The sequence below is a fragment of the Megamonas hypermegale genome (assembly GCF_900187035.1).
GTDB classification, from domain to species: Bacteria; Bacillota; Negativicutes; order Selenomonadales; family Selenomonadaceae; genus Megamonas; species Megamonas hypermegale.
The window spans coordinates 639,662-652,675 of record NZ_LT906446.1 but is presented as its reverse complement, the minus strand read 5'-3'; the positions used below and the strand labels follow the sequence as shown (position 1 = coordinate 652,675).

15 protein-coding genes are annotated in these 13,014 nt (G+C 35.6%); 2 read left to right on the top strand and 13 right to left on the bottom strand.

From position 1 onward, the window contains the following. Positions 1-36 precede the first annotated feature (36 nt). From era to prmA, 13 genes are all read right to left on the bottom strand, one after another. The gene (era, locus tag CKV65_RS03100) at positions 37-936 is read right to left on the bottom strand and encodes a GTPase Era (protein ID WP_027889674.1); all 900 of its coding nucleotides are present in this window, start codon (positions 934-936) and stop codon (positions 37-39) included. A 79-nt stretch (positions 937-1,015) separates the two neighbouring features. Continuing rightward, complete coding sequence (gene ybeY / locus CKV65_RS03095; protein ID WP_027889673.1) at positions 1,016-1,477, bottom strand: rRNA maturation RNase YbeY; 462 nt, start codon at positions 1,475-1,477, stop codon at positions 1,016-1,018. Positions 1,478-1,501: 24 nt separating this feature from the next. After that, positions 1,502-2,503, bottom strand: coding sequence for a PhoH family protein (locus tag CKV65_RS03090; protein ID WP_027889672.1), 1,002 nt, complete (start codon positions 2,501-2,503; stop codon positions 1,502-1,504). A gap of 148 nt (positions 2,504-2,651) precedes the next feature. Continuing rightward, on the bottom strand, positions 2,652-3,074 hold the full coding sequence (locus tag CKV65_RS03085) for a hypothetical protein (RefSeq protein ID WP_155909545.1): 423 nt from the start codon (positions 3,072-3,074) through the stop codon (positions 2,652-2,654). A gap of 100 nt (positions 3,075-3,174) precedes the next feature. Further along, positions 3,175-4,173 (bottom strand): flotillin-like protein FloA, encoded by a 999-nt coding sequence (gene floA, locus CKV65_RS03080; RefSeq protein WP_027889670.1) that lies wholly within the window; start codon positions 4,171-4,173, stop codon positions 3,175-3,177. A 23-nt stretch (positions 4,174-4,196) separates the two neighbouring features. Next, positions 4,197-4,832, bottom strand: coding sequence for an NfeD family protein (locus CKV65_RS03075; RefSeq protein ID WP_027889669.1), 636 nt, complete (start codon positions 4,830-4,832; stop codon positions 4,197-4,199). A 177-nt stretch (positions 4,833-5,009) separates the two neighbouring features. After that, complete coding sequence (locus tag CKV65_RS03070; RefSeq protein ID WP_027889668.1) at positions 5,010-6,383, bottom strand: MATE family efflux transporter; 1,374 nt, start codon at positions 6,381-6,383, stop codon at positions 5,010-5,012. A gap of 70 nt (positions 6,384-6,453) precedes the next feature. Beyond that, positions 6,454-6,903, bottom strand: coding sequence for a GatB/YqeY domain-containing protein (locus CKV65_RS03065; RefSeq protein ID WP_027889667.1), 450 nt, complete (start codon positions 6,901-6,903; stop codon positions 6,454-6,456). A gap of 26 nt (positions 6,904-6,929) precedes the next feature. Further along, the gene (gene rpsU / locus CKV65_RS03060) at positions 6,930-7,112 is read right to left on the bottom strand and encodes a 30S ribosomal protein S21 (RefSeq protein WP_027889666.1); all 183 of its coding nucleotides are present in this window, start codon (positions 7,110-7,112) and stop codon (positions 6,930-6,932) included. Positions 7,113-7,234: 122 nt separating this feature from the next. Further along, on the bottom strand, positions 7,235-7,585 hold the full coding sequence (locus CKV65_RS03055; protein ID WP_027889665.1) for a histidine triad nucleotide-binding protein: 351 nt from the start codon (positions 7,583-7,585) through the stop codon (positions 7,235-7,237). 82 nt (positions 7,586-7,667) lie between these two features. Continuing rightward, on the bottom strand, positions 7,668-8,963 hold the full coding sequence (gene mtaB, locus CKV65_RS03050; RefSeq protein ID WP_027889664.1) for a tRNA (N(6)-L-threonylcarbamoyladenosine(37)-C(2))-methylthiotransferase MtaB: 1,296 nt from the start codon (positions 8,961-8,963) through the stop codon (positions 7,668-7,670). Positions 8,964-9,121: 158 nt separating this feature from the next. Beyond that, complete coding sequence (locus CKV65_RS03045; RefSeq protein WP_027889663.1) at positions 9,122-9,850, bottom strand: 16S rRNA (uracil(1498)-N(3))-methyltransferase; 729 nt, start codon at positions 9,848-9,850, stop codon at positions 9,122-9,124. Beyond that, positions 9,847-10,788 (bottom strand): 50S ribosomal protein L11 methyltransferase, encoded by a 942-nt coding sequence (gene prmA / locus CKV65_RS03040; protein WP_027889662.1) that lies wholly within the window; start codon positions 10,786-10,788, stop codon positions 9,847-9,849. Before prmA ends, CKV65_RS03045 begins: the two co-directional genes overlap by 4 nt. A gap of 124 nt (positions 10,789-10,912) precedes the next feature. On the opposite strand from prmA, the gene CKV65_RS03035 reads away from it, so the two are divergent. Both CKV65_RS03035 and CKV65_RS03030 read left to right on the top strand, forming a co-directional pair. Further along, on the top strand, positions 10,913-11,734 hold the full coding sequence (locus tag CKV65_RS03035; protein ID WP_027889661.1) for a carbon-nitrogen hydrolase family protein: 822 nt from the start codon (positions 10,913-10,915) through the stop codon (positions 11,732-11,734). 142 nt (positions 11,735-11,876) lie between these two features. Beyond that, positions 11,877-12,926, top strand: a complete 1,050-nt coding sequence (locus CKV65_RS03030) for a YeiH family protein (RefSeq protein WP_036254448.1) — start codon at positions 11,877-11,879, stop codon at positions 12,924-12,926. Positions 12,927-13,014 lie beyond the last annotated feature (88 nt).

Here is a 13,014-nt window from a genome sequence, read left to right as displayed (position 1 = left end):
ACATCTTCCTCAAAAACTAAATTAATTTCTTTTTACTCAAGGATTTTTAAATCCAAATTCGCGCAATACATTACTTCTATCACGCCAATCTTTTTTAACTTTTACCCAAAGGTCAAGTTTAGTCTTAGAGCCTAGCATCGTTTCTATATCTCTGCGTGCCATTGTTTTTATTTTCTTTAACAAACTACCTTGTTTGCCGATTACAATACCTTTTTGTGATTCACGTTCTACGTAAATAGTAGCACGGATATCCACTTTACCATTTGGTTGTGCTTTCATTTCTTCCACTTCTACAGCGATTGCATGCGGAACTTCATCACGTGTTAAATGCAATACTTTTTCTCTAATCATTTCTGCCGCGATGAGTCGTTCTGGCTGGTCTGTAACGGTATCTGCTGGATAATACTGTGGTCCTTCTGGCAAATACTTATTGAGTTCAGCCAATAAGCTATCTAAATTTAATTTTTCTTTAGCAGAAATAGGCACAACACCAGCAAATGGATATGCCTTCGTGTATTTTTCAATAACTGGTAAAACGGACTGTCTATCAATTAAATCCAATTTATTCACAATTAAAATTACTGGTTTTTTCGTAGCCTGCAATCTTTCCATGATATAGCGTTCGCCGCCACCTAAATCTTCTGTTACATCTACAACGAATAAGATAGCATCTACTTCCTGCAATGTTCCTTCAGCGGCTTTAACCATATATTCACCTAATTTGTGCAATGGTTTATGAATACCTGGTGTATCGAGGAAAATCACCTGTTCATTATCTGTAGTTAATACGCACATTATACGATTGCGTGTTGTCTGCGGTTTATCGGACATTATAGCGATTTTTTGACCGATAAGACTATTGATTAGAGTTGATTTTCCTACATTAGGACGACCTATAACAGCTACAAAACCTGATTTAAATTTTTTATTTTCCAAAAAAATACTCCTTTTTATTTTTAATAATATATCTCAAAAATGTACCTTAAATAACTTAAATGTTAAATAAAATTAAAATTTATCTGCTTATGCCAAGTTTTTCCATCACGAAATCTTCTTCTTGACGCATTTCTTTGCGGTCTTCTTCTTCTATATGGTCATAACCCAATAAATGAAGCATGCCATGCACTGTCAAAAATGCTACTTCTCGTTCAACGCTATGACCATAATCACTTGCTTGTTCTACGGCTTTTTCTACAGAAATAATGATATCGCCTAAAACATTAACAGGTGCGCCACCTTCGATTTCTGGTTCATCACCTTCATTTAAAGCAAATGAAATTACATCTGTAGGGCGGTCTACTTTGCGATATTCTCGATTGATTTCATGAATATGTTCATTATCTGTAAAAGTAATGCTCACTTCTGCATTATCTAAACCATAAAGTTCACCAACTTTATAAGCGGCTCTTCTAACTGTATCAACAATATCTACATCAATTTCCAGATTTTCTGGCATACTGCTTAAAATTATTTCCATAATAAAATCTCCATTTACATTTACTTAATTTTTATTATCCTTTTCATTATTCTTATGTTCAGTATGTGTAGCTTCATATGCATCATATGCTCTTATAATACGAGCTACTACATCATGACGAATTACATCTCTATCATCAAATTGAATTACAGAAATTCCCTCAAGTCCGTCTAAAATCTTTGTAGCTTGTGTGAGTCCTGAACCGCCACCACGTGGCAAATCAATCTGGCTCAAATCTCCATTTACTACCATTTTAGAGCCAAAACCAAGACGAGTTAAAAACATCTTCATTTGACGCGGTGTCGTATTTTGCGCTTCATCGAGGATAACGAAAGCTCTTTCTAATGTGCGACCACGCATATAGGCAAGTGGAGCAATTTCAATGATATTGCGTGTCAACATTTTTTGATACGTTTCCAAGCCTAATATATCTTGCAAAGCATCATAAAGTGGTCTTAAATATGGGTCAATTTTTTCTTGTAAATCTCCTGGCAAAAAGCCCAATCGTTCGCCAGCTTCTACTGCTGGACGAGTTAAAATCAATTTATCAACTTCATGATTGCGCAATGCCATTACTGCCATAACTACTGCTAAATACGTTTTTCCTGTGCCAGCAGGGCCAAGACCAAAAGTAATACTATGGCGACGAATGGCATCAACATAGATTTTCTGTCCGATAGTCTTAGGGCGCACACATTTTCCGCGTGAAGTAACAATTAAAATATCTGTGAACAGCGATTTTAATTCGTTAGACTGACCAGCTTTAACCAGTTTTATACTGTAACGCACTTCGTGCATGGTGAGTTTTGTTCCTTGTCGATACAGTAAAAGCAAAGCTTCAATTACCTGCATAGCAGCATTGACTTCGCCTTCTTCACCGTTTATGGACAAATTTGTATCTCTGCCCAGTATGCGACAAGCAAAACTATCATTTAATACACGTAAATATTCATCATTTTCTCCCAAAATACCGATTGTTTCGGCTCTGTCCTGAAAAGATACTTTTAATTCAGCAAAATTTGGCAAAAGTTACTCTCCCTCCATACATCCTTAAAATATTTTAAGCATATAATGTATTATACCATAAAAATAAAAAATGCTAATCTGTTTTATATAAAATTTGTATGAAATCGTTTAAAAGCCTAAAAGCCGACAAAAATTGCCGGCTTTTATTTTAATCCTTGTGTATTATACGTTTTATGCCATATCTTTTTAGATAATAAACAGATTTTGGCATTTCTAAAACCTGTGCATACATTATAGCATTCATGATACTTTCATGCGCTATATCGATTTGCACTTTTTTCTTTTCATCAGTCGATTTTATTTCTGTATTTTGAATATAATCCTTTACCTCTTTATGATGCATTTGTTGTTCTTTTTTTCTTAAATATTCTTGATAAATATTGTTTACATCATCTTCTTTTGGTTCAACTGATATTTTTTCTTCAACGATTTCAGGCTCTGTATAAATTTCTGTTTTATCGACATTTTGAGTCTTAGGTCTTGCCATCATATAATCAAGAGGTCTTTCACCCCTTGTAGGGTTTTTTTCTTGCTCTGGTGGAAAATCTTCTTTGTACACTTTAGGCGGCAATTTTCTTTTTTGATAACGCGCTTTGTTCTTTGCCCTTTGAAAGAGCATATTTATCACAATTATGACAACAAAAATCAGGAATGAATACAATCCGTCCATATTATTTTATCGGCACTTGACCTTGCGGTACTGTGCTATCTCCTGTTCTACTTATTGCTTCGCGCATCTGTGTATCGGCATTGATATTATTTAAATTATAATAATCCATTACGCCGAGTTTGCCATCACGCAAAGCTGTGGCAAGCGCATGCGGCACTTCTGCTTGCGCTTCGACAACGCGTGCCTCCATTTCCTGAGTATATGCTTTCATTTCCTGTTCTTTTGCAACTGCCATTGCACGTCTTTCTTCTGCCTTTGCCTGTGCTATTCGTTTATCTGCTTCCGCTTGGTCTGTTTGCAGTTCTGCGCCGATATTTCTACCTACATCAACATCAGCTATATCGATGGATAAGATTTCAAAAGCCGTTCCTGCATCTAAGCCTTTGCCGAGTACAGTCTTAGATATATCATCTGGATTTGCAAGTACATCAGTATGACGTTCGGAAGAACCTACTGAAGTTACTATGCCTTCGCCTACACGCGCGATGATTGTCGGCTCACCAGCACCGCCAACTAATCTATCGATATTAGCTCGCACTGTAACTCTTGCTTTGATTTTTAACTCGATACCATTTTTTGCCACCGCCGATACAACTGGTGTTTCAATGACTTTTGGATTAACACTCATCTGTACTGCTTCAAGCACATCACGACCAGCAAGGTCAATGGCTGCACTGCGTTCAAATGGAAGTGGTATTTGCGCGCGATGTGCAGCTATTAACGCATCGACTACTTTATCGACATTGCCACCAGCTAGATAATGCGCTTCCAGTTGATTTACATTGACATTAAGCCCCGCTTTATTTGCCTTGATTAGCGGTAATACGATTTTTTGTGGTGGAACACGGCGCATGCGCATACCTACAAGAGTGAATATACCTACATGCACATTTGAGGCAAGTGCTGAAATCCATAATCCAATCGGCACGAAATGCAAAAATACCATTATCGCGACGATTATGATTACAATAACAAAACCCGAACCAATTATTGCTTCCATACAAAAACCCTCCTAAAATAAATTTATTCAATTTTGCGAACGATAATTCGCATACCTTCTATTTTTACTACGCGAACTTTTTCGCCTTTGGAAATGAATTTTCCTTCCGATACGACATCAACAGGCACGCCATCAATTTCCACTGAACCAGACGGGCGAAGTTCGGTTAATACTATACCTTCTTTATTTAAATACTGAGAATAATCAACGCTACTGACATAGCCTTGCTCAGTTGAGGAAGTATTCGTCAAAATGATTTTCTTCCATAATTTACTCGAAGGCAATTTCTTTATGATGATAGCAAAGATGATAATGGCTATTACCAAAGATATTGCCATCATATAAATAGCGTTGATATCTCCACCCATAGCTAAAATCAAACTATAAAAGATAGCTACGACACCGATACCAGCTAAAAGCCCGACAGTTGGTGTCAAAATTTCTATGATTATAAAAATTACACCAACTATAAATATCGCAATTTGATATAAACTAACAAGCCCCTTTACATAACTACTGCCCCAAAATACAGCCGCCGCAATTAGTCCCAAAAGAGCGCCGACACCTGTACCGCCAGTCTTGATTTCTACCAATATAGATAAGAAAATCACAACGAGCAATAACGACTGCACCATTGAGGAATCTATGATAAAATCCATATCATCACTTCCTTTTATTATTTTTTTCCAAGACATATTTATAAATTTTATTAATATAATTCTACAATAAATATCCATATACCTTTATAAAAGTATCTAATAAAATATAAATTTCAAACAAAAAATAAACTGCATCTTATCGTTATCTTACTAACTTTAAAATGCAGTCTATAATCATCACATTTTTTCTGTATTCTCTATTTTTTTCAACCGTCTCCATACTACCATCATCATGGTACTAAAACATGCTAAACCACCGACAAAATTTGAAATCATCTCTGCATAAAAAACGCCATATACACCTAAATCCCATACATTAGGCAAGAAAATAGTAAGTGGAATTACTAAGATTACTTTGCGAAACAGGGAGAAAAATGTCGCAAATTTTCCCATGCCCAAAGAAATAAACGTAGTCTGCCCTGTAGATTGAAATGCCATCATAAAAAATCCTAAAAAGTATATATGTAAAGCTGGCACCCCAAGCAATAACATTTCTTCTTCGCTGTTGAATAGATGAATAAAAAATTCTGGGAAAAAGTCCAATATGCACCAAGCTAAGCTCGTGTACAGTAAAGTTATCTTAGCTAAAAATTTTATTCCCTGTCTTACACGCAAATACTGTCTAGCTCCATAATTATAACTGAGCACTGGTTGCGCTCCTGAGCGTATTCCTTCTATTGTCATTTGCAAGACATCGCGTATGGAGTTCAATACTGTCATTATACCTACATAGATATTTCCGCCCCAAAGCAATAATACATTATTGCATACAATCTGAACTAAACTTCCTGTGGTGGCAAAAACAAATCCCGAAAATCCCAGAGAAATAATCTCTTTTATAAGTTTAAAATCGAGCTTCATACATGATTTTTTTATACGATATATGGCTTTATCACTTAATAAAAAGCGCATTACCCACATCGCTGAAATAAATTGCGCGATGACTGTCGCAATCGCCGCACCTCTTATGCCTAAATCCAAGCCAAAAATAAAAATCGGGTCTAATATAATGTTGATAATAGCTCCGATTAATATTGTAACCATGCCTTTTTTAGCAAAACCCTGTGCATTTATAAAAGTATTCATACCCAAGCCTACCATGACGAAAATACTTCCCCAAATATATATAGAAAAATATTCATTGGCAAAAGGATACGTTTCATCACTTGCCCCAAATAAATACAATAAAGGTTTTTTCGCCAATAACCCTATTGTTATCAGAATACAACTGCAAATAATCAGCATAGAGAAAGAATTCCCTATTATTTTTTCTGCTCTTTTATCATCGCCTCTACCTCTAGCGATTGAACAAAGTGGCGCACCACCCATGCCAAACAAATTAGTAAATGCAGTAATCAACATAATAATAGGAAAAGTTATGCCAAGTCCCGTTAAAGCCAAAGTAGAATTTTGTGCTAAATGCCCTATATACATTCTATCGACTAAGCTGTATAAAACATTAATCAACTGTGCTACAGTCATCGGGATTGCCAAACTCATTATATTATGAGCCATGCTATTTTTTGTAAAATCATTCGTCTTGTTTTGCATAAATCATCACCTAACACCCCTGAAACCTATATAAAAAAACAGGTAAGACTACAGTCCTACCTGTTTTTCATCAACCTAGTAATTCTTTGACGATGGTATTAACCATTTTTCCGTCAGCGCGTCCTTTAACTTTAGGCATGAGCTGTCCCATAACTTTGCCCATATCCTTGATAGTAGTCGCGTTAGTATTAGCAATAGCTTCTTTTACTAATGCTCTAACTTCTTCTTCTGATAATTGTTTTGGTAAATATGGCATCAAAACGGCAATTTCAGCTTCAGTCTGTTCAACTAAATCTTCACGACCGCCTTTTTTAAATTCTTCTATAGAATCTTTGCGCATTTTTACTTCTTTGCTGATTAACGCAATAACATCATTATCATCGAGTTCTTTCTTACCATCAATTTCAGTTTGACGAATAGCGGAGCGTACCATGCGGATAACAGCAAGTTTCTGTTTTCCTGCTTCTTTAGCTTTCATGGCTGCTTTCATATCATCCATTAACTGGGTCTTAAGTGACATATGAATTACCTCCGAATCTCGAGCAATTAAGCTCTGTATCTGCGTTTTCTAGCAGCTTCTGATTTCTTTTTACGTCTTACGCTTGGTTTTTCATAATGCTCACGTTTTCTAACTTCAGCTAAAGTACCAGCTTTCTGGCAAGTACGTTTAAATCTGCGGAGAGCGCTATCAATAGTTTCATTTTTACCAACTTTGATTTCAGATGACATTTATATTTCCCTCCCCTCCACTAACACGGGAGTGTTGCATTTAATAATCATACCCAAATATTATACATTGCACTCTAGTACATTGTCAACTAGAACATTGTAGTATATTTAGGCGATTTTTATCAACCTGGAGGCCATTGCATGGAGCGGCCACCAATGATATGGAAATGAAGGTGCTGTACTGTTTGACCGCCTTCTTCCCCTGTATTGACTACGGTACGGAAGCCTTTTTCTGCTACATTTAATTTTTTAGCAAGCTGCGGGATTACATCGCAAGTAATATGAGCTAAAAGAGCTTTGTCTTCATCTGTTGTATCAAGTAAACTTGCAATATGTTTTTTAGGAATAACTAAAACATGTACTGGACCTTGTGGTTCAAGGTCTTTAAAAGCAACAACCATATCATCTTCATATACGAATTGTGAAGGGATTTCCTTATTAGCTATTTTGCAGAAAATACAATTATCTGACATATATTTTGCACCTCCTTCTTTATTGCAGTACTATATACATTCTCCTTTTTATCGAAAAAACCTCTTTTATTTTACAATAATTTTATAAAATTTTTCCTAAAATACCATCTTTAAAAATTTCTTCGAGTTTTACACTACAAATTTCACCAGATGGAATTTCTCCTTTTACATAAACTTTAATATAATTAGAAGTTAAGCCTTCTGTATATCCTTCATGTGTCTGTTCAAATAAAACATCTAATGTCTTGCCTAAAAATCTCGTATGGAAATCTAATGCAGATTTTGCTTCCATCTGTTGCATTAAATGCACGCGTTGTTTTTTAACTGCTTCATCAACTTGATTAGGCATAGTAGCGGCTGGCGTGCCTTTGCGTTTAGAATATGGGAATACATGAATTTTAGCAAAGTTCATGGACTTAGCAAATTCTAAGCTCTTCTGGAATAATTCATCTGTTTCACCTGGGAAACCAACAATGATATCTGTAGAAATGGCAATATCTGGCACTTCATGGCGAATGTTTTCAATTAATTTAGCAAAATCAGCCGTTGTATAATGGCGATTCATTGCCTTTAAAATTTCATCACTGCCAGCTTGCAATGGTAAATGAAGGTGTTTCGTAAATCGTTTTTCATTTTTCACAAGCTCTAATAAATGCGGTGAAACCTCTATTGATTCCAAAGAGCCAAGGCGCAATCTTTTTAATTTAGGATTTTTTAAACAAATTTCCACTGCATCGCTGAGCGAAATATTTTCATTTTTAAAATCTCTGCCGTATGCGCCGAGATGAATACCTGTAAGCACTACTTCATGAAAATTATCTTCTACTAATTTATCGAGTGCTTCTTTAACGCTGTCTAAACGGCGTGAACGAATTGGCCCACGTGTATAAGGAATTATGCAATATGAGCAATAATTGCAACAACCATCTTGAATTTTTAAGAAAGCACGTGTGCGATGTGGTGTACCGTATAATGGAATGTCTTCAAATTCATGTGTGTGCATGATATCTGAAACTTCGTTGAACAAACCGTCTTCACGCGCTGCTTGTTCCACTAAGTCTACAATTTTATGGCGTTGCTGTGTGCCGATTACGACTTTTACACCTTCGATAGCTGCAATTTCATCAGCGGCAATCTGCGCATAACAGCCTGTAACGGCGACAATAGCTTTATTATTTAAGCGATTGGCACGGCGAATTAATTGGCGCGATTTTCTTTCACCTAAATGAGTAACAGAACAAGTATTTATAATATAAAAATCAGCGGGCTCTGAAAAATCAACAATTTCATAACCACGCTGACGAAATAATCCTTCCATTGTTTCAGTTTCAACTTGATTTACTTTACAACCAAGTGTAGTTAAAGCAACCTTTGGCACTGTATTAAAATCTCCTTTATTTATAAAATCTAGTTTAATGCCCTTTGATATTTTACTATACCAAGTACTTTTTATCTACAAATATTTTATCTTTATCCCAAAAGAGATTTCCAACAGCTAAAAAACTGTGAAAATCTCTAATTGGAATAAATTTTATTTTACAAGCCGTTTTTTTCGTACATCAAAATGCTCAATACTGCTAATGAAGCCGTTTCTGTGCGCAAAATACGTTTGCCCAGTGAAATACTTTTAAAATTATTTTGCTTGCAAAATTCCACTTCATCTTTGCTAAGCCCACCTTCTGGGCCAATTAAGATTAAATATTTATCGGAATTTATGCTCTGCAAAGCTTCTTTTATGCTCAACTGGTCTTCCGCTTCATAACAGATAAGACAAGTGTAATCACTATAGCTTTCCACCAATTGCTTAAAATCAATAATGGCTTCTACTTCTGGCTTAATCGTTCTACCGCATTGTTTAGCTGCTTCATCAGCAATTTTTTGCCATTTTTGTTGGCGTTGCAATTTCTTTTTAGCATCGTATTTAACAACGCAGTGTTGACTTACTACTGGAACAATGCTTTTTACGCCAAGTTCCACTGCTTTTTGCACGATGTATTCCATTTTATCGCCTTTAGGCAAGCACTGCGCTAATACAACATCAATCAATGGCTCAGTATCAGCATTATCTATATAATGAAGAAATTTCATCTGCACAGTATCAGCACTACAAGCTACTACTTTTGCCTGTGCGACTTTGCCATCTTTATCAACTATTGTAAATTCTTGCTCCGGTCTAACGCGCATGGAATACAATAAATGTTTAGCATCATCACCCGTTATTGTGAAATTTTCACTCAACGGCACATCCAAAAACAGCCTTCTCATTGCATATCTTCCTTGCGACGAAAGATGATTGCTGCCCAGCCAGCTTTTTCATTCATTTTATCAACGACAAAACCTTTTTGTTCTGCTTTTTCAATGACTTCTGGAATGCGGTCAGCAATGATACCACTAGTTAAAATAACACCATGTGGGTTTAATTTTGTATCTACATCATCGAACATGCGAATGATGATATCTGCTATGATATTAGCGATGATGACATCTGCCTTGCCTGTCATATTTTTTAATAAATCACTTTGGAAAATAGCGATATGGTCATCTTCATGATTTACCGCGATATTTTCTTTAGCTACATCTACAGCAACAGGGTCATAATCGGCAGCTTGAATATTTTTAGCGCCCAATTTAGCAGCAGTTATAGCTAAAATACCGCTACCTGTACCTACATCAAATACGTCCATGCCTGGTTTTACATATTCTTCTAAGAATTGCACGCACATTGAAGTTGTCGCATGTGTTCCTGTACCAAAAGCCATGCCAGGGTCAATTTCGATAACGATTTCATCATTTACAGGAGTATACTCTTCCCATGATGGTTTTACAACAATCTTTTCCCCTATCTTTTCTGGGTGAAAATACTGTTTCCAATTATTAGCCCAATCTTCATCTTGAATTTCACAACAATTGATTGTACCGCAATCTTTCTCGAAAATTTGACTCAATTCGTCTATATGCAGGCGAAGTTGTTCCATTTTATTCGGCAAAGTTTCATCAGTTGGAAGCCAAGCTTTGACTGTAACAATATCAGTTTCTTCAGCAAGTGGAATATCAGTATAATCCCAAGCTCCAGAATGAATATAATCATTCACAAGTTCTGGGTCTTCAATCAAAACACCAGAAGCCCCAAGTTCATGAAAAATTTCTGCTACAGCTTCTGTAGCTTCATGCGAAGTTTGAATACTAATTTCAGCCCATTTCACAGGAAATTCCTCCTCAATAAAGTAATTTGGCAAAATACATAACTCTAATTATACTTTTTCCCCCGCTAATTGTAAACCATAATTATTTTTTATGGTAAACTAGAATAAAAAAGGGGTTGATTTTATGAAATTATTACAATTGCAGACAAAAGTATTTGCTGATAAAACTGAAACCTTGAATTACATTGAAAAATTTATAAAAAATACAATAACTCCAGAAGTAGATTTTATAGCTCTGCCAGAAATGTTCAGCTGCCCATATGAAAATAAATTTTTTCCATTGTATGCTGAAACATATCGCGACACTACTTATAAATTTTGCCAAAATATAGCAGAAAAATATCACGTTTATCTTTCAGCTGGCTCAATACCTGTAATAAATGCACACGGTAATATTTTTAATATGGCATACGTCTTTGATGATAACGGCAATGAAATTACTCATTACGCTAAAATGCACCTTTTCGATATCGACATCGCTAACGGTCAATATTTTAAAGAGTCCGATACTTTAACTGCTGGCGATGAAATAGCCGTCTTCGATACGAAATGGGGCAAGATGGGCATCTGCATTTGCTATGATTTTCGCTTTCCTGAACTTAGCCGTCTGATGGTCGATAAAGGTGCTAAAGTGATTTTTGTTCCTGCTGCTTTTAATATGACAACTGGCCCGCTTCATTGGAATTTGATGTTTCAAAGTCGCGCTGTAGATAACCAAGTTTTCACAATCGGCACTGCACCAGCTTATAATAAAGAAGCATCATATCATTCTTGGGGACACAGTATCGTTGTTTCTCCTTGGGGGAAAATATTAAACGAACTAGATTTAACAGAAAATCATCAAATCACCGATATCAATTTAAACGAAGTAAATGCTGTGCGCGAGCAATTGCCACTGTTAAAACATCGCCGTTTAGATATCTATAATTTAAAAGAAATAAAATAAGCCTTGGATTTTCATAAGAAAATTTAATATATAACGCCTATTGCATTGATTATGGCAATGTATTAGAATAAATTCTTGCTATAATAAAAGCTTATATATTTTAAATAAATGATAATCTTTAAAATATAGGAGGATTTATTCAATGTTATTAATCAAAGACCGCTGGCAAGGAATTTTAGCCTGCTTAGTCGTCGCCATTCCTGCTTTTTTCTTAGGCAAAGAATTTGAAATCATAGGTGGCCCTGTTTTCGCTATCTTAATCGGCATGTGTTTATCAAAATTCGTCCGTGAAAAAAATATCTTAAACAGTGGTATTACTTTTACTTCTAAAAAAGTTTTACAATATGCCGTTATTTTACTTGGTTTCGGCTTAAATTTAGGAACTGTTATCGCTGTAGGTGCTACATCTTTACCAATTATCATCTCCACGATTGCAACTTCATTAATCACAGCATATATAGTTTTTAAAATTTTAAAAATACCTGCTAAATCTTCTGTTTTAATCGGTGTTGGTTCATCTATCTGTGGTGGTTCTGCTATTGCCGCAACTGCTCCTGTAATCGATGCTAACCATAAAGAAATAGCTCAAGCAATTTCCGTTATCTTCTTATTCAACATCATCGCTGCATTAATTTTTCCTACACTCGGCGGTATGCTCGGTTTAAGCGACCAAGGTTTTGCTATCTTCGCGGGAACTGCAGTCAACGATACTTCTTCTGTTACTGCTGCTGCCTCTTCTTGGGATAGCATGCATAATACTGGTACAATGGTTTTAGATGGTGCCACTATCGTAAAACTCACTAGAACACTTGCTATCATTCCTATCACTTTAGTTTTAGGTTTTTATATGGCAAAAAAACATTCTGGTACAAACAAAGCCAGTGTAAAATCAGCATTTCCTATGTTTATCTTATACTTTGTAATCGCTTCCATCATTACTACTATTTGCAATTACTGCATGGATAGCAATATTTTTTCCGCTGAAATTTCTAGTGCTATTTTATCATTCTTCGCTTTAATGAAATTTTGCAGTAAATTCTTCATCATCATGGCTATGGGAGCTATTGGATTACACACTGATATCATTGACTTAATTAAAAATGGTGGTAGACCTATCATAATGGGCTTTTGCTGTTGGGTAGCCATCGCTTGTGTAAGCCTTGGTGTACAACATTTATTCGGTCTTTGGTAAATAAAATAAAAATAATAATGAAGCAAAAAGTATGTTGTAAATACAACATACTTTTTTTATTTCTCTTTATATAATAAATACAGTTCTT

Bases quoted from the DNA above. Each gene is read 5' to 3' on its own strand.
- ybeY (WP_027889673.1), bottom strand. From the start codon at position 1,477: ATGGAAATAATTTTAAGCAGTATGCCAGAAAATCTGGAAATTGATGTA.
- CKV65_RS03075 (WP_027889669.1), bottom strand. From the start codon at position 4,832: ATGGATTTTATCATAGATTCCTCAATGGTGCAGTCGTTATTGCTCGTT.
- CKV65_RS03055 (WP_027889665.1), bottom strand. From the start codon at position 7,585: ATGTCAGATAATTGTATTTTCTGCAAAATAGCTAATAAGGAAATCCCT.
- CKV65_RS03045 (WP_027889663.1), bottom strand. From the start codon at position 9,850: ATGAGAAGGCTGTTTTTGGATGTGCCGTTGAGTGAAAATTTCACAATA.
- CKV65_RS03065 (WP_027889667.1), bottom strand. From the start codon at position 6,903: ATGTCACTTAAGACCCAGTTAATGGATGATATGAAAGCAGCCATGAAA.
- CKV65_RS03035 (WP_027889661.1), top strand. From the start codon at position 10,913: ATGAAATTATTACAATTGCAGACAAAAGTATTTGCTGATAAAACTGAA.
- CKV65_RS03030 (WP_036254448.1), top strand. From the start codon at position 11,877: ATGTTATTAATCAAAGACCGCTGGCAAGGAATTTTAGCCTGCTTAGTC.
- floA (WP_027889670.1), bottom strand. From the start codon at position 4,173: ATGGAAGCAATAATTGGTTCGGGTTTTGTTATTGTAATCATAATCGTC.
- rpsU (WP_027889666.1), bottom strand. From the start codon at position 7,112: ATGTCATCTGAAATCAAAGTTGGTAAAAATGAAACTATTGATAGCGCT.
- CKV65_RS03070 (WP_027889668.1), bottom strand. From the start codon at position 6,383: ATGCAAAACAAGACGAATGATTTTACAAAAAATAGCATGGCTCATAAT.